Origin of the sequence: Pseudomonas sp. HS6 (genome assembly GCF_023375815.1) — a bacterium.
Lineage (GTDB): Bacteria > Pseudomonadota > Gammaproteobacteria > Pseudomonadales > Pseudomonadaceae > Aquipseudomonas.
Genome location: NZ_CP067412.1, coordinates 815,787 through 837,681 on the forward strand (window position 1 = coordinate 815,787; position 21,895 = coordinate 837,681).

The window sequence follows — 21,895 nt, forward strand, 5'->3', positions numbered from 1 at the left end:
CTCTGACCGGCTGGTCAGTTAACGCCAGCAAGCGCCGGCATTTTTATCCACGCCCCCCCTCCTCCAGTTCCAACATCAGACCGCTCAAGCGCTTGACCTTGCGCTGCACCGCTTCCTCAAACACCCCGGCTCGCGGTTCGATCAAGGTGAACCAATGCTTGGCTCGGGTAATGCCGGTGTAGATCAGCTCTTTGGTCAACACCGGATTCAAGGCGTCCGGGAGGATCAGCGCGGTATGGGCAAACTCCGAGCCTTGCGACTTGTGCACGGTCATCGCGTAGACGGTTTCAACATCATTGAGCCGGCTCGGCAACACGAACCGCACCCCGCCGCGTCCGTCGTTACGCGGGAACGCCACCCGAAGGACCGGTTCACCGGCGTTCGGCCCATCTCGCTCGGGCAATTTGAGGGCGATGCCGATATCACCGTTCATCAGCCCCAGGCCGTAGTCATTGCGAGTCATCAGGACCGGGCGACCTTCATACCATTGCTGGTCGCTGTCGATCATCCGCGCCTTGAGCAGCGCGTCGGTGATGCGTTGGTTCAGCCCCTCGACACCCCACGGCCCTTTACGTACCGCGCACAGGAGCTGGAAGGTATCGAACGCCTGCAAGACCTCACGCGCCCAATCGAGCCAACCTGGATGCTCAAGGGGAGCTCCGCCGGCTGGACGCTGATTGCGCAGAACGCTCAAGTAATGCCGATACCCGTGGGGACCATCGCCGTGCCCTTCCAGAACGAGTCGCTCCAGTGCGTGGTCCTGCTCTCCGTTGAGCGCCAGTGAATACACGTCGTCATGGCTTCGCGCAGTCAACAGCTGGCGAGCCTCATCCGGCAATTGCTGATTCACCCGTCGCGCAAGCTGGCCGATACCACTGCCCTCGCCGAAACGCCGTGAGTGACGCAGCATCACCACTTGCTGCGCCAACGGGTGCGTACCGTCGCTGTCCTCGTGCAAACCGCTGTCTTGCAAGGACTCGCCGCTCACGGACTCCAGCCACTGGCGGGTCTGCGGGCTGTACCAACCCGCCTCGGCGTCGCGGCACAGATCCCCCAGCACCGCACCGGCCTCGACGGAGGCCAACTGATCCTTGTCTCCCAGCAACACCAGACGAGCGTGTGACGGCAACGCATCAAGCAGGTTGGCCATCATTTCCAGGTCGATCATGGATGCTTCATCGACCACCAACACATCCAGCGGCAAACGGTTACCGGCATGGTGACGGAAGTGTCGTGTACCGGGACGGCTGCCGAGCAAGCGGTGAACTGTGGTGACCTCGGAAGGGATTTTTTCCCGAACGGCATCGGCGACTTTCAGCGATTGCACTTGCTGGCTGATGGACTCGGTCAACCGCGCAGCCGCTTTACCCGTGGGGGCCGCCAGGCGAATGCGCAGAGGCTGACCGGCCTCGACCGCCGGGGCCTGAAGCAACGCCAGCAGACGTACCACCGTGGTGGTCTTGCCGGTGCCTGGCCCGCCCGTGACGATGCTGAAGGCACCTCGGGTCGCCAACGCGCAAGCGAGTTTCTGCCAGTCGATCGCACCGGTTTGCTTTGCCGATCCGAACAACTCGTCCAGACGTTGCGACAGGTCGCCCGGCGTCGGTTCATGCTCCGCCAAGCGCTGACGCAGAGCAGTGTCGATGCGTCGCTCATAGGCCCAGTACCGCCGCAAGTACAGGCGTTTACCGGACAGCACCAGAGGGCATTGCCGTGCAGACTCATTGTCGTCGGCAGCCAGCGCCACCAGCGAGCTGCCGGCCAACACCTTGCACCAGTGCGCCCCCTCAAGCGATTCCAGCAATTGCGATGGCAGTAACAACACACCCGATTGCACATCTCCCTCCGGTGGCAGGGACAGGGCGAAGTCCGGGGCCTTGAGGGTTTCGAACAAATCCAGGCACACATGGCCGTGGCCGAGTTGATGACTGGTCAATGCGGCAGCAAGCAATACCAGCGGATCGACGTCAGGTGCCAATTCGTAAAGAAATGCCACGAATGCCTTGTCCAGAGCCCGCAGCCATCCACGCTCAACCCATAGGTTAAGTAACTGCAACAGGTCATAGGCTCGCGTCAGGGGTGTGAGCTGCGCGAGGCCGTCGGCATCCAGCGAAACCGGCGAAAAATCCGCGAAGGTGCGGCTCATAGCAATTCTCCCTGTTCCCACACGGGCTCGGCTTTCGGTTCCGGTTTGCCCTGGAACATCCGGTCCAGACGCTCGATCAGTTCTCGCGGCGGCCGAACGAAATACACACCACCGCTGTCCGCCCGTGTTCCGCGCAGGAACAGATACAGCGCACCGCCAACATGCTGGTCGTAATCGTAATCGGCGAGGCGGGCTTTGAGCTGACGATGCAGTGCCAGCAGGTACAACACGTATTGCAGGTCGTAGCGGTTTTCCAGAATCGACTGCTCCATGGCCTGTTCGGTGTAGGCGGCATCATCGACGCCCAGCCAATTGGATTTGTAGTCCGCCACGTAGTATCGACCGGCATGTTCAAAAGTCAGGTCGATGAAGCCTTTGAACATGCCGTTGAGCTGCACCGCTTCGGCGGCGACCCGGGAAACACCATTGTGGGTGAACTTGCGAACCTGTTCGTCGAGTCTGACGACATCGACCTTGTGGCTGGCGAACCAGAACTCCATCTCGACCCGATACTGCTTCAATTGCTCCAACACCATCGGTGGTCGACCGGTACCTGCTGGCATTGGGGATTTGAGCAAATGCTGCAACCAGTCGCTGAGGGTCGTGATCCAGCCTTCCCAGCCGCGACGATTGCAGCGTCGGGCGACCGCGTCTTCCATTGCCTCGCGTGAAACCGCGAACCCTTCATCACCTGCCCACTCGAGCAGTCCATGGAGAAACGTTCCCGGATTCGGCCCACGGGGGAAGCGATGAATCTCGGCGCCTCCCGGAATGATCTCGCGAGGGGCATCGGGCTCAAGGCGCTCGTCGTCGAACAGTTTCTGCGCTTGCGGACTGTCCGGCGCCTCCTCACTGCCCATGCTCAACACATCACTGATGCGCAAGGCACTGTAGGAAGCGATCCACCAGTTCTCGCTGGCCTTGCGTTTGGGGATCAACGTGGCACTTGGGATAGCTTCGTTGCGTGGAGGCTGGTAGCGCTCGCTGGTTGCCAGTGGCATTTCAACGATGCTCAGCGCAGGGCAATGCTGCTGCAAATCGTCGAGCCAGCGGGTCAGACCGCTGGACTCACTCAGTGATGCGCCACCACCCACCAGATAGCCAAGTGCTGAAAGATGCAGGACCGAGCTGCTGTTATTGCCGCGTTTAAGGTCGGTCACGCCAAGCCAGCAGGCATGTTGTGCGCGGGTCAGCGCGACGTAGAGCAAACGCAGGTCCTCCGCCAGCCGCTCATTGTCGGCCAGGGCAATCAGCTCGGCATCAGGCTTGAGACTGACCTGAGCCTTGCCGGATGCGTCGTGGTAATGCAACGGCAGCCGACTGCCGTCCACGGGTTTGGCTGAGCAGATGAACGGCAGAAACACCAACGGATACTCAAGCCCCTTGGACTTGTGGATCGTCACGACCTTGACCAGTTGCTCGTCGCTTTCAAGGCGCAGGATCTGCTCCTCCCCCGCTTGACCGGACAGCGCAAGGTGCTCGGCCAAATGCCGGATCAGCGCCTGCTCGCCATCGAGTTCGGAGGCCGCCTGCTGCATCAGCTCCGACAGGTGCAACAGGTTAGTCAGCACCCGCTCACCGTCACTGCGCGCGATCAAGGTTTGCGGCAGATGGAAGTCATGCAGAAAGCGCCGCAACATCGGTAGCACGCCTTGTTTGCGCCAGATTTCGCGATAGGCTCGGAACTGCATGACTCGGGCTTCCCAGACCAGCTCGTCCTGATTCAGGCGTTCCAGCTCAGTCAACGGCAGATTCAACGTGGTGCAGGCCAGGGCTGCTTTCAGCGAGCGCTCGACATCCGGTTCGGCACAGGCCTTGAGCCAGGCCAACAGATCATGGGCTTCCTGAGCCGCGAAAACAGAATCCTTGTCCGACAGATAGACGCTACGCACCCCTCGGGCGGCAAGCTCACCGCGTATCGCTTGAGCCTCTTTGCCATCGCGAACCAGAATCGCGATGTCCGCCGGCTGTAGACCGCGAAAATCCTTGCCGTCCTGCGCGAAACCAGCGCTGCCGGCTTGTCCGCCATTGAGCAGGGCGGTGATTTCACTGGCGCAGGCCCCAGCCAACTGCTGGCGATAGACCACACCGGAGACTGGCTGCTCGGTGGATAACTGCCAAATGTTCAGCGCCGGCACGTCTTGCCCGGAAATCTGCAAATGCTCTTTGCGCCCCTGAGAGTCCACAGGCTGAAACGGCACCGGGTTGTCACCGTTTTTCTCTCGAAACAGAAACGCACCGCGCCCCAGTTCCCGGGACTCGGCGCGCTCGAACACCTGGTTCACCGCACGGACCATTCCGTGACTGGAGCGGAAGTTCGTACCCAGCGTATGCAGTCGCCCGGTGGTGGCTTTTCGCGCGCGCAGGTAGGTGTAGATGTCCGCGCCACGGAAGGCATAGATCGCCTGTTTCGGATCACCGATCAGAAACAGTCCGGTCTCGGGATTGTTTTCCTCGATGCGATAGATGTTCTCGAAGATCCGGTATTGCACCGGATCCGTGTCCTGGAATTCGTCGATCAGGGCGACCGGAAACTGCTCGCGGATAAGCGTGGCGAGGCGCTCTCCACCTTCGGACTGCAAGGCTGCGTCGAGGCGCAACAGCATGTCGTCGAAACCCATCTCGGCGCGTCGACGCTTCTCTTCTTCAAAGCGCTCGCCCACCCATTTGGCGGCGTGCTGCAGCACCGCGGCATCGGGGGTTGGCAGCCCGTCGAGGCTCGATTTGAGTGCCTGCATGGCGTCCAGTCCCGGATGGCTCGGTGGCTCGCCTTTCCAGGCTTCGGCCATGCCGTCAGGCGTGAGCCGGGTAAATCCGGTACCGATGTCCAGTTGTTCCTCAGACTCTTCTTCGGCCCAGGTCTTGAGCTTTTCGAACCATGGCTCGAAGTAGCGGGCCTGCATCTTGCGCCCGTCGACTGTCTTGCTGGCGACGCCCTGATGACAAATGGCGAGCAACTCATCTGCCCACTGCTGCCAGGGCTTTTTCAACTCAACCAATGCCGCACGGCGCTCTTGCAGGCATTCTTCGATGAGTTCGGCAGGAGATCTGCCTTCCGCTCCATTACATTCAGTACCGAAGAGAGCACGTACGCGAGGCAACAGGGCGGCCGGTCCTCCCCAATGACTGCGAACCCAATTCAGGGCATCCCCCTGCATCGGATAGCAGAACAGGCGCCAGTAATCGCGGAGCACTTCGCCCAGCAGATCGCTGTGATCGGTTTCCAGGGTCTGGGTAAACAGACTACCGCTGTCGAATGCGTGTTCGCGCAGCATTCGCTGACACCAACTGTGGATCGTCGAGACCGCAGCCTCGTCCATCCATTGCGCGGCGATATCCAGGCGGTTGGCGCATCCAGGCCATTGCTGAGGGTCGAACTGCGCGCGCAGCTCATCGATCAACGTATCAGCAGGCGGCGTCTCGTCACGGAAGAAGCGTGCAGCCTCGGCCAGGCGTGTGCGAATACGTTCGCGCAACTCCTTGGTCGCCGCATCGGTGAAGGTCACCACAAGAATCTGCGGAGGCAACAGCTCGCGACCGAAGCCACTCGCGTCACCACCATGACCAAGGATCAGGCGCAGATACAACGCGGAGATCGTAAATGTCTTGCCAGTACCCGCGCTGGCCTCGATCAGTTGACTACCCTTTAACGGAAACGCCAGGGCAAGTGGCTGCTTTGCACTCATGAACGTACTCCCGCGCTGGCCAAGGATTGCCAAGGGGCTTCAAGCACTGGGCGGTATAAAGCATTGCACCAATCGGGGAAGGTCTCCTCGGCCAACAACGCATCGAAATTCGGGAATTGTCGCGCCAATGCGGGGCTTTCGCGTCGCTCGCCTTCGCTACTCTGGCCATCCCCCTCATAGGCTTTGCGGGCAGCGGCTACGGCCTTCAGCGGGTCATTCTGACCCAGCCATGCAAAAGCGGTTTTCACCGCAACCGGGAGCGGTTGACGCATTCCTGACTGCCAGGCGAGCAGCAGGTCTTCGAGTATTCTCCAGGCCCGATCCTGCTTCATCGGCTCAAGCAAAAGCGTGTCGTCACTGGCGACCAGCGCCGTAGTCAGAGAAAGCCCACTCGCACAAGCGACCAGATGATTGACCCATGGCTTGGTCAGACGGTGCCATTTTCGGCTCTTGATCGAGCCGATGCTGTTGGGGATCGTCGTCACCGAGAGCACACCGCCATCAGCGCGTTGATGCAGACCTCCAAGCCATCCTTCCAGCCGTAATCCCTGCCATTCAAGATTGATCGGAATTGCACTGGTCAGCGGAGTCGGCCAAAGCGTCAGTAGCTGCTGATAGCGTTGCAGCAAATCAGGAAGCGGTTCAATCAACTCTCGCTGCAGGCACTCACCGAATCCCGCCATGGGCAGCAGCCCGCTGTTTTGCAGGCGCCGAGCCTGAGCCTCCAGAGCCTGATCAACACTCTCCGTACGTCTCAAGGCCGCTTCAAGCAAACTGTCGCTGAGGGTATATCGTTGCAGCGCATCCAGCACAAAGGGTTCTTCGTCTGCTTGAGGTACTTGCGCCGCTTCAAAATAAACCTTCAGGCGCTGAGTGAAAAAGTGTCGCACCGGATTGCGCAGGAAATCCTGCAACAATGCGAGACTCAGCGGCTCCTCCTGGACATGGGGTTCGAGCATTCTTCTCACATCAACAGGCTCATGACGTTGATGCAGCAACTGCCATTCGCTGGCATAGCTGAACAGTTCATCACCCTCATGGAAGTAACGTGAACTGAATGGCTGCAGCGGGTGCTCCTGAGTCATGGCATGCAAAATATCGACGCCTTCATCAGTCGTTCGCCAACCGTTGGCGAGATGATCGCGCAACTGACCGATCAGCACCGAGGGTGGCCGCTCACTGTTGTCACGAATGCTGCGGCCTACCCAACTGATGTAGAGCTGATGACGAGCAGACAGCAGCGCTTCGAGCAACAGATAGCGATCATCTTCACGACGGGAGCGATCACCTGGCCGGTAATCGCTACCCATGAGGTCGAAATCCAGCGGTGGTTGTGCCCGGGGATAATCGCCATCGTTCATACCCAGAAGGCAAACCAGCTTGAATGGAATTGCCCGCATCGGCATCAGGGTACAAAAGTTCACTGCACCGGCCAGGAAGCGTTGAGACAAACGCCCTTGGTCCAGTCCGGCCAGCCAGGCCTCGCGAACAACGGTTAGCGGTAAGTCGTCTTCCAGTCCGACAGACTCACAGGTCTCAAGCCAGGTTTCGCGCAGCTCCTCAAGCTGAGTCAGCAAGTAGTCGTCATGCTCATTGCTAGCTTTGAAAAACAACTGCATCAGTACCTGCAGCCGGCTCCCCCACTCTTTAGGTTTCGCAGACTTCAACAATTGCTGGTGCGAGTACTCCAAGGCATCCAGCAAGGCGACCAGGGGACCGATCAATGCGGCATCGAGACCGCCAACTTCATCGTAGGGCTCAATACCCGCGCAGGCACTTGAGTCGCCAACCGCATACCCCAGGAGCATCCGCCTCAGGCCGAAACGCCAGCTGTTCTGCTCCAGCTCATTGGGCAATCCCAGTCCGGCGCGCTGGTCAGCGTCCATCCCCCAGCGCACACCGGCGCCTTCGATCCAGCGGTGCAGAGTCGGCAAGTCCCGCTCCTCCACACCGAACCGTGCGCGTAACGCCGGAACATCGAGCAAGTCGAGGACTTCGCTGACGGGAAAGCGACTGTCTGGCAGTTTGAGCAGATGTTCGACAGCAATCAGTAGTGGATCCCGACCGCGTTGTCCTTGGTCTGCCAGCGTGAAAGGAATGAACCGCGGATCATGACGATCCAGCTGCCCAAACACCGCACGGACATGCGGTGCATAGCTGTCGATGTCAGGCACCATCACTATCACGTCACGGGGGCGAAGTTCGGGATTGGCGCTGAAGCGGGCCAGAAGCTGATCGTGGAGAATCTCCACTTCACGCTGGGCACTATGGGCAATGTGGAACCGAATCGACTGGTCTTGCTTCAGATCGACATCGGGCCAAAGCTCACGCGTCTCACTGAGCGGACGCAGTTCCAGAATGTCATCCTGCAGTTGATTGAGCATGTTTTGCGGAACAGTTTCGCTGAACAGATCGATTCGACCATTGCGAAATGCCGCGCGATAGCTGCCGGGGTCGTCAAAGCTGTCGAGCAGATTGATGTAGTCACGACCTTGTTTGCCCCAGGCGGCGAGCAGCGGATGGGCATGCTGATGCAGTGATTCAGAGTCCAGAACCACGGGCATGCCACTCTTGCGAGCCTGACGCTTGTATTGATGACGCAACAGATCCTTGTCGGCAACGATATCGGCCCAATGATAACGGCAAGGGTTATGGACACAGAGCAGGACCTGGCTGAAACGGGCAAGCCCTGCCAATGCTTCGAGTACTTGTGCGGGCAATGAGGAAATCCCAAAAACAATGACCCGTGACGGCAAGCCTGCCGGTGCTTTTTCAAGGCTGTTGATGCACTCGATGAATCGCTGGTGCACACCCGCACGGCTTTGAGCCATGCCTTGTTCACCGACATCCTCAAGCAATGCACGCCACAGCTCTGCCTGCCAGCAACTGGTGATGGGGAGCGGTTTTACTTCCCCCCTGACATTTCGCAGTTGATGACGCCCCTCGGCCCAATCCTCAAGCCAGTCGGCACGGTACACCTGATATTGATCGAATAGATCAGCCAGACGCTCGGACAGCTGGTAGCGCTTGCGCAAGTCGGAGTCATGGGTCAGGAATCGTTGCAGCGGTTCGAAATGCGGCAAGTCGATGACCTGCGGCAACAAGCGCATCAGCCGCCAGGTCAGAGGTGCCTTGTCGAGCAAGGACTTTGCCGGGATCTCATCTCGTCCCAGAACCATGCGGTAAAGCTGCCACATGAAACTGCCCGGCAACTGCACATCAATTGCGGCGGCAATGCCGCACCCGCCAAGGTCATCCTCTTCGGGATCCTCCGCCAATGCCAGCTTGAGCCATTGGGCAATGCCGTTGCTCTGCACGAGCGCGATTTCGTTCTCCAGGGGAGCCAGCGGGTAGCGTCGCATTATGCTGATCACAAGGCTGCGCAGTTCGTCCAGGCTGTTGCTCTGAACCACCATGAATGCAGCGTTGAGGGACTGAGTGTCCGGCATGAAGGCTTCCTTGGAAAAGTACATAAGCTAGGGCTGAACCTTAGCATTGTCGGCAGGCGAGCCCGGAGGGAGAGGGGGCCGATTCGGGGATATTCGAGAGATACGCCGACCTGAACGAATCTGCGTTGAATCCACAATCGACTCGGTCTGTCACGTCGCAGACTCCCGCAAGACCCTACGGTCAGTTCCCTCTCCCTCCGGGAGAGGGCTAGGGTGAGGGGGAAGCTTTTGACGCCAATCAACCCCCCACAAACCCTCCGCCTACAGTTAAACTCCGCGCTCTTTCCCAAGGAGTTCACATGAGTTACTACCAGCCGGGCATCCTCGCCACCCCAGTTCCGTCGCAAGCACGTCACCTGTTTTTCGCCCTCGAATCGGTTGAAGCGCTGCCGCAGGCGATCGACAACCTGCTGAACCTGGTGGACAGCAAGTCGGCAGTGGTGGGTTTCGGTGAATCCCTGGTCAAGGCCCTGAATGTGAACATCGACGGCCTGCGCAGCTTCCCGGCGCTGACCGGTGTCGGCGTAGAAAACCCGTCGACCCAGCACGCCCTGTGGGTCTGGCTGCACGGCGTCGACCGTGGCGATCTGCTCAACCGCAGCACCGCGCTTGAGGCCGCACTGGCCCCGGCGTTGCGTCTGGTGCAGATGCAGGAAGCCTTCCGCCACAAGGACGGTCATGACCTCACCGGTTATGAAGACGGCACCGAAAACCCGCATGACGAAGCCGCCATCGCCGCCGCTCTGCAAAGTGAAGGCGCCGACGGTCTGGTCGGTGGCAGCTTCGCTGCGATCCAGCAGTGGCAGCACGACCTCAAGGGTTTCCATGCGTTGTCCGCCGAGGACAAGGACAACATCATGGGCCGTCGCCTGAGCGACAACGAAGAGATCGACGACGCCCCGGTGTCCGCCCACGTCAAGCGCACCGCCCAGGAAAGCTTCGCTCCGGAAGCCTTCGTCGTGCGTCGTTCGATGCCGTGGATCGAAGGCGACCGCGCCGGCCTGATGTTCCTGGCGTTCGGTTTCTCCCTCGATGCCTTCGAAGCGCAACTGCGCCGCATGAGCGGTCTGGAAGACGGCATCACTGACGGTCTGTACCGCATCAGCCGGCCGATCACCGGCGGCTACTACTGGTGCCCGCCGCTGCAAAACGGCCACCTCGACCTGCGCGCGCTGCGCATCGGCTAAGACACAAGGAAGTGCGATGAACATGGTGCGTTGGGGCATGATCGGTTGCGGCAGCGTCGCTGAACGCAAGAGCGGGCCGGCTTTCTACAAGGCGCCCGGTTCGGCGTTGGTGGCGGTGATGGGCCGACGCCTCGATGCCGTGACCGATTACGCGTCACGCCACGGCATCGCCCGGACTTACACCGACGTCGATGCCTTGATCAACGACCCCGAGGTGGACGCGGTGTACATCGCCACGCCACCCGACAGCCATCACGCCTACAGCCTGAAAGTCGCCGCCGCCGGCAAGCATTGCTGCGTGGAAAAACCCATGGCGCTCAACGCCGGGCAAAGCCGCGAAATGCAGCAGGTGTTTGCCGATGCCGGTTTGCACCTGTTCGTCTCCTATTACCGCCGTTCGTTGCCGCGTTTCCAGCAGGTTCGGCAATGGTTGGAGCAGGGCCGCATCGGCGAAGTGCGGCATCTGAGCTGGACGCTGACCAAGGCGCCGTCGCCCAAGGATCTGGACGGTAGCGCAAACTGGCGCACCGATCCGGCGGTGGCCGGGGGCGGGTATTTCGCGGATCTGGCCAGCCATGGCTTCGACCTGTTCCAGTACCTGCTCGGCGACATCGTTGAAGTCGCTGGCTTCACCGCGCGTCAAGCGGGTTTGTACGCGGCGGAAGATGCAGTCAGCGCCAGTTGGCGATTCGCATCGGGCGCGTTGGGCATGGGCTGCTGGAGCTTTGTCGCGGATCGCCGTGAGGATCGGGTCGAGATCATTGGCAGCCAAGGGCGGATCGGCTTTTCGGTGTTCGATGAGCATCCGGTCGAGCTGCACGCGGAAGAAGATATCAGCCTGGAAATCCCCCATCACGAACACATCCAGTGGCATCACGTACTCGGCATGAACGCGCAGATTCGCGGTGAATCGCAGCACCCGGCAGTCGCCGCCGAAGCCCTGAAGACCGATTGGGTCATGGACCAGATCCTCAAGCGTCACTGAAGGCGCATCTAACCTTATGCTCATTCGGTATTTCTCAAGCTTGTCATAACGTCTCTAAGATCACGTCATAACTCGTTATAACAAGTGATCCCGTGATGACCGATAACGTTCTCTCCTTAAGCAGCGTCCCGCTGCACACCCAACTGCGCGACGTGCTGCGCGCCCGGATTCTCGACGGCGAATACCCGCAAGACAGTCAGATGCCGTCCGAAAGCGAGCTTGGCACGCTGTTCAAGGTCAGCCGCATCACCGTGCGCCAGGCCCTGGGCGATCTGCAGAAAGAAGGGCTGATCTTCAAGATCCACGGCAAAGGCACTTTCGTCGCCAAACCCAAGACCTTTCAAAACGTCAGCACCTTGCAAGGCCTCGCCGAGTCCATGACCGGCCGTGGCTACGAAGTGATCAACCGCCTGCGCAGCTTCAAATTCATCGCCGCCGACAAACTGGTCGCCGAGCGTTTGCAGGTCGCCGAGGGCGAGATCGTCGCGCAGATCAAACGCGTGCGGCTGATCAACCGCGAGCCGATCTCGCTGGAAATCACCTACCTGCCCAAAGCCGTCGGTGAACGGCTGGAGAAGGCCGACCTGGTCACCCGCGACATCTTCCTGATCCTCGAAAACGACTGCGGCATCGCCCTCGGCCACGCCGATCTGGCCATCGACGCGGTGCTGGCCGATAGCGACCTGACCCAGGCGCTGAACGTCGAAGCCGGCTCGCCGATCATGCGCATCGAGCGTCTGACCCACGACGCCAACGGCCAGCCGCTGGACTTCGAACACCTTTACTACCGTGGCGATGCGTTCCAGTACCGCTTGCGGATCGACCGGCAAAAAGGGGCCTGACATGACCCGCAATACTCTTGAACAGGAATACGACATCGTCGTGATCGGCGGCGGCACCGCAGGCCCGATGGCCGCGATCAAGGCCAAGGAAAAGAACAAGGAACTGCGCGTGCTGCTGGTCGACAAGGCCAACGTCAAGCGCAGCGGCGCGATCAGCATGGGCATGGACGGCCTGAACAACGCGATCATCCCCGGCCACTCGACGCCGGAGCAGTACACCAAGGAAATCACCATCGCCAATGACGGCATCGTCAATCAGGCGGCGGTGTACGCCTACGCGACACACAGTTTCGAAACCATCGAACAGCTCGACCGATGGGGCGTGAAGTTCGAGAAGGACGAAACCGGCGATTACGCGGTGAAAAAAGTCCACCACATGGGCGCCTACGTGCTGCCGATGCCGGAAGGTCACGACATCAAGAAAGTCCTGTATCGCCAGTTGAAGCGGGCGCGGGTGAGCATCACCAACCGACTGGTCTGCACCCGTTTGCTGACCGACGAGGAGGGCGCCGTCAACGGCGTGATGGGGTTTGACTGCCGCACCGCCGATTTCCATGTGATCAAGGCCAAAGCGGTGATCCTTGCCTGCGGCGCTGCCGGGCGGCTTGGCCTGCCGTCCTCGGGTTACCTGATGGGCACCTACGAAAACCCGACTAACGCTGGTGACGGTTACGCGATGGCGTATCACGCCGGGGCCGAACTGGCCAACCTCGAGTGCTTCCAGATCAACCCGCTGATCAAGGACTACAACGGCCCGGCCTGCGCCTACGTCACCGGCCCGCTCGGCGGTTATACCGCCAACAACAAGGGCGAACGCTTCATCGAGTGCGATTACTGGAGCGGGCAGATGATGTGGGAGTTCCACCAGGAGCTGGAAAGCGGCAACGGCCCGGTGTTCCTCAAGCTCGATCACCTGGCCGAGGAAACCATCCAGAACATTGAAGAAATCCTGCACAGCAACGAACGCCCGAGTCGCGGCCAGTTTCACGCCAATCGCGGCACCGACTACCGCACGCAAATGGTCGAGATGCACATCTCGGAAATCGGCTTTTGCAGCGGTCACTCGGCGTCCGGCGTGTGGGTCAACGAGCGGGCCGAAACGTCGGTGAAAGGGTTGTACTCGGCCGGTGATATGGCCGCCGTGCCGCACAACTACATGCTCGGCGCGTTCACCTACGGCTGGTTCGCTGGCCACAACGCCGCGGAATTTGTCGCCGGACGTGAGTTCTCCGTGCTGAATGCCGAGCAGATCGAGAAGGAAAAGGCGCGGGTCTACGCACCGCTGGATCGCGAACACGGTCTGCCGCCGGCTCAGGTCGAGTACAAGCTGCGGCGCTTCGTTAACGACTATCTGCAACCGCCGAAAGTGACCAAAAAAATGGAAATCGGCCTGCAACGCTTCAGCGACATCGAACGCGATCTGCACGAGATGAAGGCCAACAACGCCCACGAACTGATGCGCGCCATGGAAACCAGCGTGATCCGCGACTGCGCCGAAATGGCTGCACGCGCCTCGCTGTTCCGCGCCGAAAGTCGCTGGGGCCTGTACCACTACCGCGTCGATCACCCACAACGGGACGACCGCGAATGGTTCTGCCATTGCCACCTGAAGAAGGGCGAGGACGGACGCATGACCAGTTTCAAGAAAGCCGTCGAGCCTTACATCATCCCGCTCGATGCCGAGGAAATGCAGGCCTATGACCGCCTTCGGGTTGGCGCTTTCGCCGCTTGATGCATCACTAGAGAGAGTCCGAACCATGGCCTATCAAGCCCAGGAAATCTTCTTCCGCTCCAACGCCCCCGTCACCGTGGACGAGGACAAATGCATCGCCGAAAAGGGCTGCACCGTGTGCGTCGACGTCTGCCCGATGGACCTGCTGGCGATCAACCCGGCCACGCAAAAGGCCTACATGGCGTTCGACGAATGCTGGTACTGCATGCCGTGCGAAAAGGACTGCCCGACCGGTGCGGTAAAAGTCGACATTCCTTACTTACTGCGTTGACTGAAAGGACGCCATCGCTGGCAAGTCGAATCGTCGCACCGCAGCTCCCACAAGGATTTGTAGTGGGATGAAGAATTCGCAAACGCCATAGAACCCGTGGGAGCTGGCTTGCCAGCGATGAGGCCCGCACAGACAGCCCAAAAGCCATCCGTAAACCCCGGACGCTGGATTCACCAAACACCCCTCGTTTCCCACCGCGCCCTGATCGCGGCGGAGACGAACATCCTATAAATGATTCGAGGGGATTCAACCATGTTGCGTGCAGCAATCGCCGGTCTGGTACTGGCTTCGTTCACCCTGTCGGCGTCCGCCGAAACCATCCGCATCGCCATCGGCACCCAGGACACCACCATCAACTGCGCCGCTGGCGGCCTGTTGATCCGCGAGCTGGGCCTGCTCGACAAATACCTGCCCCACGACGGCGCCTACAAGGACGCCAAGTACGACGTGCAGTGGAAGAACTTCACCAGCGGCGCGCCACTGACCAACGAGATGGTCGCCGGCAAACTCGACTTCGGCGCCATGGCCGATTTCCCCGGCGCGTTCAACGGCGTGGCGTTCGAAACCGCCGGCAAACACAGCCTGTTCATCAGCGTGTTGTCGGGAAGCATCAAGGGCAGCGGCAACGGCATCGTGGTGCCGAGTGCGTCTGGTGTGCAGTCGCTGAGCGAACTCAAGGGCAAGACCATTTCCGTACCGTTCGCTTCCACCGCCCACGGCATGTTGCTGCGCGCCGTGGCGGAGCAGGGCTGGGATCCGCTGAAGGATGTGAACATCATCGCCCAGCCGCCGGAGGTCGCAGGCTCTGCCTTGCAGGCCGGCAAGATCGACGCCCACGCCGACTTCGTGCCGTTCGCCGAACTGTTCCCGAGCCGTGGCTTCGCCCGCAAGATCTACGACGGCGCCCAAGCCAACGCGCCGACTTTCCACGGTGCGCTGGTCGATCAGGCTTACGCGAAGAAGTACCCGGAAATTGTCGTCGCCTACCTGCGCGCGAGCATCGAGGCCAATCAACTGCTGGCCGCCGAACCCGAGAAGTACAGCGAGCTGATCGCCAAAGTCACCGGTGTCGATGCCGAGGTCAATTACCTGTTCCACGGCCCGCTCGGCGTACAGACCCGTGACCTGAGCTGGAAACCGGAGTATCGCCAGGCTGTGGGCACCGCCATCGACACGCTGAAGCTGCTGAAGAAAGCGGATCGCGGGCTCGACCTGAATACCTTTATCGACGATCAGTACATCCGCGCGGCGTTCAAGGCCTCGAATCTGGATTACACCGCGCAACTGGCCAACTACGCGCAGACGCCGTTGAAGTCCGTCGATGCGGTGACCGGAAAGACCATTTCGGATTTCAGCCATGTTGCGGAAATCTGGGTGCGGGGTGAGGACAAGGTTCGTCGCTATTCTTCGGCTGAAGAGGCGTTTACCGCACTGGCCGGTCTGAAATCGGAAGGCAAGAACATCCGGGCGGTGTATGCGCAGGCGAGTGACAGCGGGATCAAGTTGCTGGCGGAGCAGGCTTGGTTTGCCAGTGATGGGAAGGGGCGGTTGAGTGCGTTTTTGCTTAAAGGGCAGGCTCAGCAATTTGCATCGGCGCAGGGGGGGAAGGTGTTTGATTTCACCGATGCCACGACCCAGGCCGTTGCCGCACGCTAACAGCAGATCAAAAGCTTTCCCTCACCCTAACCCTCCCGAAACGTCGGACCGCCCGGAGGGAGAGGGGACTGACCGAGGTGTTTGCTGGAGCTACACCGACCTGAAATATCGAGCCGAACTCAGGTTTTGAACATCATGAACATCTGCTCGTTATCGAGCCGAGCTCAGGTTTGAAAGTCATGAGTACCTGCTCGCTATCGAGCCGAACCGAGATTTTGAAAGGCTTGAAGATCGGCTCCCTTTCCCCCTCGCCCCCTTGGGGGAGAGGGCTGGGGTGAGGGGGTTCGATCTCAGCCATCACACGGAAATCCGCTCCATGAAAATCCCAAAAAACCGCTGGATACCAAGAGCAACCTCCCTGTCACTCTGCCTGCTCTTCTGGCAACTAGCCGCCAGCCACCACTGGAACCTGGGCCTCGTCACCTTCGCCAACGTCCCAACCCCGGTGGCCGTCATCGAAGCCGCCCTCGGCCTCGGCGACTCCGGCAAACTCCTCCAGCACCTGACCGCCAGCCTCGGCCGAGTGTTCGCCGGCTACCTTGCAGCGCTGATCATCGGCATCGCCCTGGGCCTGGCCATCGGCCGATCGAAGTGGGCCGAAGACCTGCTGCTGCCACCGCTGGAAGTCCTGCGCCCGATCCCCGCCGTCGCATGGATTCCACTGGCGATCCTGATGTTCCCGTCGTCGGAACTGTCGATGGTCTTCATCACCTTCACCGGCGCGCTGTTCCCGATTCTGCTCAACACCGTGCACGGCGTCGAAGGCGTCGACCCACGCTTGATCGCCTCGGCAAAAAGCCTCGGGGCTGGGCGGCGGGCCATCCTGCTGGAAGTGATCCTGCCGGGCGCCGCGCCGAGCATCATCACCGGCCTTGCGATCGGCATGGGCACCTCGTGGTTCTGCCTGGTGACTGCCGAAATGATCTCCGGCCAGTTCGGCATCGGTTACTACACCTGGGAGTCCTACACCATCCAGAACTACGCCGACATCGTGGTCGGCATGTTGCTGATCGGCGTATTGGGCATGGGCAGCAGCCTGCTGATCAAACGCCTGGGCGGATTGTTCACCCCCTGGCACCGACCACGAGGAAAAGCCTGATGAGCGTGATGCAAACCCCGGAAGGGCGGATCGACATCCGCCAGTTATCCATCGTCCTCGGCGAAGGCCGGGAGGCGTTCGAAGCGGTGCAGGGCCTAGATTGTCAGATCGAGCCCGGCCAGTTCGTGTGCATTCTCGGGCCGTCCGGTTGCGGCAAATCGACCTTGCTCGGCGCATTGGCCGGGCATCTGCAACCCCATGGCGGGCAGTTGAAAGTCGATGGCACCGAAGTGTCCGGCCCGTCGCCACAGCGCGGCATGGTGTTCCAGCATCACACGCTGTTCCCATGGCGCACGGTGCGCGACAACGTCGCTTTCGGCCTGAAGATGCGTGGCATCGGCAAGACCGAGCGCCATCGCGCCGCCGATGACATCCTCAAACTGGTCGGCCTCGAAGGTTTCGCCGAGCGCTGGCCGGATCAGCTTTCCGGCGGCATGCAGCAACGGGTGGAGATCGCCCGAGTGCTGGTCAATCGCCCCCGGCTGTTGCTGATGGATGAACCCTTTGGCGCGCTGGATGCGTTGACCCGACTGAACATGCAGGAACTGCTGCTGGACATCTGGACGCGGATTCGCACCACCGTGGTGTTTGTCACCCATGACATCGACGAAGCGCTGTTCCTCGCCGACCGTCTGCTGGTGATGAGCGCACGACCAGGGCGGATCATCGAAGACCTGCGCCTGGATTTCCCGCGCCCCCGCACCACCGAACTGGTCACCAGCCACGAGTTCTCGCGCCTCAAGCGCCACTGCCTCGACCTGCTGCGCCACGACAACGACCGACCGCTGCCGCGCCTCAATCCGCTCGGTTTGCCTCCTGAAAACGCCTTGCCGAGATTTGCCCTATGACCTCATTTTTTGCTGTGACCGATAACGACGATATTCTCGCCCTGCAACCGCGTCTGACCGCTGATGACGCCGGTGTGCGCAGGATTGCCCTGATCGACCTGGCAGACCTCGAAGAGCCGGACGGTCTGCTCTGGCTGGTCGAGCGACTGGCCGAAGACCCGGCCGAAGAAGTGCGTGCCGAAGCGGCGCGTTTACTGGAGGCCTGGGAAGACGAGCCGGTGGTTGAAGCGCTGTGCCAGGCGCTGACCGATCCGTCGTCAGCGGTGCAAGCTGCTGCGGCGCAGAGCCTGAGCCTGCTCAAAACCGAAGCGGCGGGGAGGGTGATTCTGCCGTGGACTGGCCATGGCGAAACCAGCGTGCGGGTTGCCGCGTTTCGGGCCTTGCGCGAGTTGCGTTTCCCCGGCGCCGCGCCTGCCGCGATTCAGGCGTTGAACGATATTGATGCCAGCGTGCGCCGCGAAGCCGTTGGCGTGCTTGGCTGGCTCAAGCAACTCGACGCACTGCCAGCCCTGGCCCGATTGGCGAGTGATGATCCGGACACCGAAGTGCGCCGCGCAGCCACCGGCGCCTTGGGCCTGGCGAGTGGTGCTGACGTGCTGCCCGCCTTGCGTCAGGCCTTGCAGGACGACGCCTGGCAAGTGCGCGAAGAAGCCGCGACCACACTTGGCAAAGTCGGCCATTCCGACGCGGGGCCGGCCTTGATCGAAGCCTTGGGCGACGATTACTGGCAAGTACGCTTGCGCGCGACCCGCAGCCTCGGCCGTTTGCGTTACGTGCCGGCCCTCGACGCCCTGATCGACACCCTCGGTCATCGCATCAGCAACCTGCGCAAGGAAGCGGCGCTGGCGCTGGGCGAGCTGAATGATCGCGGGGCGGTGGCGGCGTTGCAGGCCGCGCAGGATGACGGCGACCCGGAAGTGCGCAAGGCCGTGCGGATTGCCCTGAGTCAGCTGCAATGAATCCGCTGGCGATCGGCAATTCCCAAAGTGAACACCGGTTACGGCTGAGCTGGCCGGATGGCCGCGAGCAGTTGCTCGACCATGCCGAACTGCGCCGCCAGTGCCCGTGTTCGCAGTGCCGGGCGTTTCGCCTGCGGGGCTCGGCGCCGCTGGTGGATGATCGGGTGCGTGTGATCGAACTCAACCCCCAGGGTTACGGCCTGCAACTGGTGTTCAGCGATGGTCATCAACGCGGGATCTACCCGTGGCAGTACCTGGCGCAGCTCAATACTTGAGGACACCGCGTCCCCTGTGGGAGCTGGCTTGCCAGCGATGGCTGCCCGCCAGTCACCATGGCCCCATCGCCGGTAAGTCGAATCGTTGCACCGCGGCAGGTTTTCAGTGGCTCAGAACGACTTACTGACGCTGGCCACCACCGTCGCCGTGCACACATCCTTGAAGCCCCAGTTGCTCAGGCATTGGTTCTGCGACAGGTCGGTGTCGATGTAGCTCAGGCCCAGCACCACACCGGCCAGGTTGTGGGTCAGTTTGACTTCCCACTCCCGGTAGGACTCTTCGCTATGGCCGGATGCCGAGTACAGATGCGGGTCTTTGAAGTCCATGTTGCCGTAGCGCAGCTTCAGACTGGAATCGAACGGTAATTCGGTTTCATAACCGATGTAGCTGTAGAGCGAACTTTGTTTGCTGTCGATGCCCGGCGCGTCACTGGAGTAATACGCCGCGAGTTTCACGCCATAAGCGCTGAGAATCGAATACACCTCGCTCTGGTTGAACTGGCTCTCCTTGGGATACGCGTATTTGATGTAGCCCAAATCCAGACTCACAGCCTCGGTCGCCTGCCACAGCCAGCCGGCGTAGTAATCGACTTCCTGACGGGTTTTCAGGCCGCCGCCGAAATCGACGTTCGAACTCCACGCGCCGAGGTACAGACCGCTGCTGTGGGCCAGGGTCAAACCGGCCTGTGCCGCCGGATCGTTCTGCGTTTGGGAGATGCCGCGGGTGCGGTAGTCGCTGGCCAGCGTCAGGTCGACCAGCACCGCGAAATCATCGTTCAAGGGGATCGCGTGGCTGCTCAAAGGTAGCAGGCTCAAGGAAGTGAGGGCGAGCAGGGGCATGGCTTTCATGTGAAGTCCCGATGTTGTGATTGTTATGGGCAGGAAGCGGGCAAGGCTGCGCCGGACCCCGGCGGCTGGCGCGGGGTCGGGCAGGGGGGACGGCCATTGTTATTAGAGGGTAGGGGCGTAGACCTGACGGCCGGCGAACCAGGTTTGCAGGACTTGAGTGTCATGCAGCGCCTTGTCATCGACGCTGAATACGTCGCGATCAAGCACGATGAAATCGGCCTGTTTGCCGGGGCTCAGCGAGCCGATCTGTTGCTCCAGGCCGATGGTGCGCGCCGCGTTGACGGTGTAGGCGTAGAACATGGTTTCGCGGTCCAGGCGTTCGTCGGCGTTGAGCACGCCCAGCGGCCCGGTGCGGGTGATGGCCTGGGCCATGGCGTTCCACGGGTTCGGCGAGGACACCGGCCAGTCGCTGGCGCCGGCAATCGTCGCGCCTTGCTTGAGCAGCGAATGCGCCGGGTACTGATAGCGGAAGGCGAGGGCGCTGACGTAAGGCTTGATCATGTCGGTGGTGTAGTCGTCGGCGCTGGCCCACAGCAGTTGCATCGAGGCAATCACGTTCAGCGGCTTGAAGCGGGCGAACTCCTTCGGATTGACCATTTGCAGGTGCGTGATCGAGTGCGTCACGCCGCTCTGCCGATCCTTGCGCGCCTGGGCGATGCCGTTCAGTGATTCGCGCACGGCGCGGTCGCCGATGGCGTGGATGTGCACCAGCCAGCCGCGCTGGTCGATGGCGCTGACCAGTTCGCCGAAATGCTGCGGATCGATCAGCAACTCGCCCTGTTTGTGCGAGTTGCTGTAGGGATCGATCATCGCCGCGCTCTGGGCCGGGTATTCGATCACGCCGTCGGCGAAGATCTTGATCCCCGGCAGCGTCAGGTTGGGAATGCCCTGGAATTGCTGGCGTACTTTGTCGAGGGTGTCGAGATCGGCCGGGACGCTTTTCGGGTTGGCCACCAGCAGCGCGGCGACGTGGGCGGTCATGCCGCCGCTTTCCGACAGGGCCTTGTAGGCCGGCAATACGCCGACGGTTTTTTCGGTGGGTTTGAGGGCGAATACGGGTTCGCCCGGCGCGGCGTTGGCGGCGGGGTCCATCCACGCGGTGATGCCGAGGCTGTTGTTGAAGCGCACCGCCGATTGCGCCGCCTTGAGCATGTCGGCCGGGCTCGGCACCGGCATTTTCGAGGCGACCCGATCCCAACCGGCATCGACCACAAAGCCGTTCGGTTCACCGCTGGGCAGTTTGCCGATGGTGTCTTTTTCCGCGTCCGGCAGGGCTTTCAGCAGCGCGACGTCGATGCCCGCACGCTTGAGCATCACGTCGTTGGCCCATGCGGTGTGGTGATCGCTGCCGGTGAACACCACTGGCACGTCGGCCCATTCGCCGTGGTTGAAAATCTTGCCCAGGGCTTCAGCCTTGGCCCAATACACCGAGCTCATGCCGGCCACGCTCAGCACATCGCCATGCCGGGCCTTGCCGTCGTCGCGCCAGCCGCGCAGGCGTTTTTGCAGTTCATCCAGACCGACCACGTCGTCTTCCATGTTCGCCGAGACCATTTCCAGTCCGCCGAAAATCGCGTGGGAATGGCTGTCGATCAGACCGGGCATCAGCGCCTGGCCTTTGAGGTCGATCACTTGGGTGCCGGGCTCGATCAAGGCCTTGATCTGCGCATCGCTGCCGACTTTCAGCACCTTGCCGTTCTCCACGGCCAGGGCCTGAACCTTCGGTTGAGCGCGGTCGGCGGTGAAAATCTTGCCATTGAGCAGCACCAGATCGGTGGCGGCCATGGCTTCCATCGAGGCAAAACTCACAGCGGCGATCAAGACATTTTTGGTGAAAAGCGGAATGAATCTTTTCATTGAACATTTCCTTGTTATTGCGTCTGATGGCCAGATTAGTGGCTGTCAACGCCC

At 61.0% G+C, this 21,895-nt stretch carries 15 protein-coding genes; 10 read left to right on the forward strand and 5 right to left on the reverse strand.

From position 1 onward, the window contains the following. Positions 1 to 43 precede the first annotated feature (43 nt). The 3 genes from recD to recC are packed head-to-tail and all read right to left on the reverse strand — an operon-like array spanning position 44 to position 9,281. Entirely contained in the window at positions 44 to 2,146 is a 2,103-nt protein-coding gene (recD, locus tag JJN09_RS03880; protein WP_249485797.1) for an exodeoxyribonuclease V subunit alpha, read from the reverse strand. After that, positions 2,143 to 5,832: an exodeoxyribonuclease V subunit beta gene (recB, locus tag JJN09_RS03885; protein WP_249485798.1), complete on the reverse strand. Its 3,690-nt coding sequence runs from the start codon at positions 5,830 to 5,832 to the stop codon at positions 2,143 to 2,145. Before recB ends, recD begins: the two co-directional genes overlap by 4 nt. Continuing rightward, a complete protein-coding gene (gene recC, locus JJN09_RS03890) occupies positions 5,829 to 9,281 on the reverse strand; it encodes an exodeoxyribonuclease V subunit gamma (protein WP_249485799.1) in 3,453 nt (1,150 codons plus the stop codon). The genes recB and recC overlap by 4 nt, the downstream gene beginning before the upstream one ends. A gap of 299 nt (positions 9,282 to 9,580) precedes the next feature. On the opposite strand from recC, the gene JJN09_RS03895 reads away from it, so the two are divergent. The 10 genes from JJN09_RS03895 (at position 9,581) to JJN09_RS03940 (ending at position 19,135) form a co-directional block, all read left to right on the forward strand. Continuing rightward, on the forward strand, positions 9,581 to 10,468 hold the full coding sequence (locus JJN09_RS03895; protein ID WP_249485800.1) for a Dyp-type peroxidase: 888 nt from the start codon (positions 9,581 to 9,583) through the stop codon (positions 10,466 to 10,468). A 16-nt stretch (positions 10,469 to 10,484) separates the two neighbouring features. Beyond that, complete coding sequence (locus JJN09_RS03900; RefSeq protein ID WP_249485801.1) at positions 10,485 to 11,453, forward strand: Gfo/Idh/MocA family protein; 969 nt, start codon at positions 10,485 to 10,487, stop codon at positions 11,451 to 11,453. A 95-nt stretch (positions 11,454 to 11,548) separates the two neighbouring features. Next, a complete protein-coding gene (locus tag JJN09_RS03905; protein WP_249485802.1) occupies positions 11,549 to 12,295 on the forward strand; it encodes a GntR family transcriptional regulator in 747 nt (248 codons plus the stop codon). Between the two features lies 1 nt (position 12,296). Beyond that, positions 12,297 to 14,027, forward strand: a complete 1,731-nt coding sequence (locus JJN09_RS03910) for a fumarate reductase/succinate dehydrogenase flavoprotein subunit (RefSeq protein WP_249485803.1) — start codon at positions 12,297 to 12,299, stop codon at positions 14,025 to 14,027. A 25-nt stretch (positions 14,028 to 14,052) separates the two neighbouring features. Next, complete coding sequence (locus JJN09_RS03915; RefSeq protein ID WP_003225615.1) at positions 14,053 to 14,298, forward strand: ferredoxin family protein; 246 nt, start codon at positions 14,053 to 14,055, stop codon at positions 14,296 to 14,298. 252 nt (positions 14,299 to 14,550) lie between these two features. Then, a complete protein-coding gene (locus JJN09_RS03920) occupies positions 14,551 to 15,954 on the forward strand; it encodes an ABC transporter substrate-binding protein (protein ID WP_249485804.1) in 1,404 nt (467 codons plus the stop codon). Between the two features lie 307 nt (positions 15,955 to 16,261). Next, a complete protein-coding gene (locus JJN09_RS03925; protein ID WP_249490753.1) occupies positions 16,262 to 17,053 on the forward strand; it encodes an ABC transporter permease in 792 nt (263 codons plus the stop codon). Continuing rightward, positions 17,053 to 17,901, forward strand: coding sequence for an ABC transporter ATP-binding protein (locus JJN09_RS03930; RefSeq protein ID WP_249485805.1), 849 nt, complete (start codon positions 17,053 to 17,055; stop codon positions 17,899 to 17,901). The genes JJN09_RS03925 and JJN09_RS03930 overlap by 1 nt, the downstream gene beginning before the upstream one ends. Beyond that, positions 17,898 to 18,860, forward strand: a complete 963-nt coding sequence (locus tag JJN09_RS03935; RefSeq protein WP_249485806.1) for a HEAT repeat domain-containing protein — start codon at positions 17,898 to 17,900, stop codon at positions 18,858 to 18,860. The genes JJN09_RS03930 and JJN09_RS03935 overlap by 4 nt, the downstream gene beginning before the upstream one ends. Beyond that, positions 18,857 to 19,135: a DUF971 domain-containing protein gene (locus JJN09_RS03940; protein ID WP_249485807.1), complete on the forward strand. Its 279-nt coding sequence runs from the start codon at positions 18,857 to 18,859 to the stop codon at positions 19,133 to 19,135. Before JJN09_RS03935 ends, JJN09_RS03940 begins: the two co-directional genes overlap by 4 nt. A gap of 111 nt (positions 19,136 to 19,246) precedes the next feature. Here the strand turns inward: JJN09_RS03940 and JJN09_RS03945 are convergent, their stop codons facing one another. Both JJN09_RS03945 and JJN09_RS03950 read right to left on the reverse strand, forming a co-directional pair. After that, on the reverse strand, positions 19,247 to 19,984 hold the full coding sequence (locus tag JJN09_RS03945) for a TorF family putative porin (RefSeq protein WP_249485808.1): 738 nt from the start codon (positions 19,982 to 19,984) through the stop codon (positions 19,247 to 19,249). Between the two features lie 102 nt (positions 19,985 to 20,086). Next, positions 20,087 to 21,841, reverse strand: a complete 1,755-nt coding sequence (locus tag JJN09_RS03950; RefSeq protein ID WP_249485809.1) for an amidohydrolase — start codon at positions 21,839 to 21,841, stop codon at positions 20,087 to 20,089. Positions 21,842 to 21,895: the final 54 nt, after the last annotated feature.

What these genes read in the sequence shown, in the direction of transcription:
- recD (WP_249485797.1), bottom strand. Translation starts at nt 2,146, where the DNA reads ATGAGCCGCACCTTCGCGGATTTTTCGCCGGTTTCGCTGGATGCCGAC.
- recB (WP_249485798.1), bottom strand. Translation starts at nt 5,832, where the DNA reads ATGAGTGCAAAGCAGCCACTTGCCCTGGCGTTTCCGTTAAAGGGTAGT.
- recC (WP_249485799.1), bottom strand. Translation starts at nt 9,281, where the DNA reads ATGCCGGACACTCAGTCCCTCAACGCTGCATTCATGGTGGTTCAGAGC.
- JJN09_RS03895 (WP_249485800.1), top strand. Translation starts at nt 9,581, where the DNA reads ATGAGTTACTACCAGCCGGGCATCCTCGCCACCCCAGTTCCGTCGCAA.
- JJN09_RS03900 (WP_249485801.1), top strand. Translation starts at nt 10,485, where the DNA reads ATGAACATGGTGCGTTGGGGCATGATCGGTTGCGGCAGCGTCGCTGAA.
- JJN09_RS03905 (WP_249485802.1), top strand. Translation starts at nt 11,549, where the DNA reads ATGACCGATAACGTTCTCTCCTTAAGCAGCGTCCCGCTGCACACCCAA.
- JJN09_RS03910 (WP_249485803.1), top strand. Translation starts at nt 12,297, where the DNA reads ATGACCCGCAATACTCTTGAACAGGAATACGACATCGTCGTGATCGGC.
- JJN09_RS03915 (WP_003225615.1), top strand. Translation starts at nt 14,053, where the DNA reads ATGGCCTATCAAGCCCAGGAAATCTTCTTCCGCTCCAACGCCCCCGTC.
- JJN09_RS03920 (WP_249485804.1), top strand. Translation starts at nt 14,551, where the DNA reads ATGTTGCGTGCAGCAATCGCCGGTCTGGTACTGGCTTCGTTCACCCTG.
- JJN09_RS03930 (WP_249485805.1), top strand. Translation starts at nt 17,053, where the DNA reads ATGAGCGTGATGCAAACCCCGGAAGGGCGGATCGACATCCGCCAGTTA.
- JJN09_RS03935 (WP_249485806.1), top strand. Translation starts at nt 17,898, where the DNA reads ATGACCTCATTTTTTGCTGTGACCGATAACGACGATATTCTCGCCCTG.
- JJN09_RS03940 (WP_249485807.1), top strand. Translation starts at nt 18,857, where the DNA reads ATGAATCCGCTGGCGATCGGCAATTCCCAAAGTGAACACCGGTTACGG.
- JJN09_RS03945 (WP_249485808.1), bottom strand. Translation starts at nt 19,984, where the DNA reads ATGAAAGCCATGCCCCTGCTCGCCCTCACTTCCTTGAGCCTGCTACCT.
- JJN09_RS03950 (WP_249485809.1), bottom strand. Translation starts at nt 21,841, where the DNA reads ATGAAAAGATTCATTCCGCTTTTCACCAAAAATGTCTTGATCGCCGCT.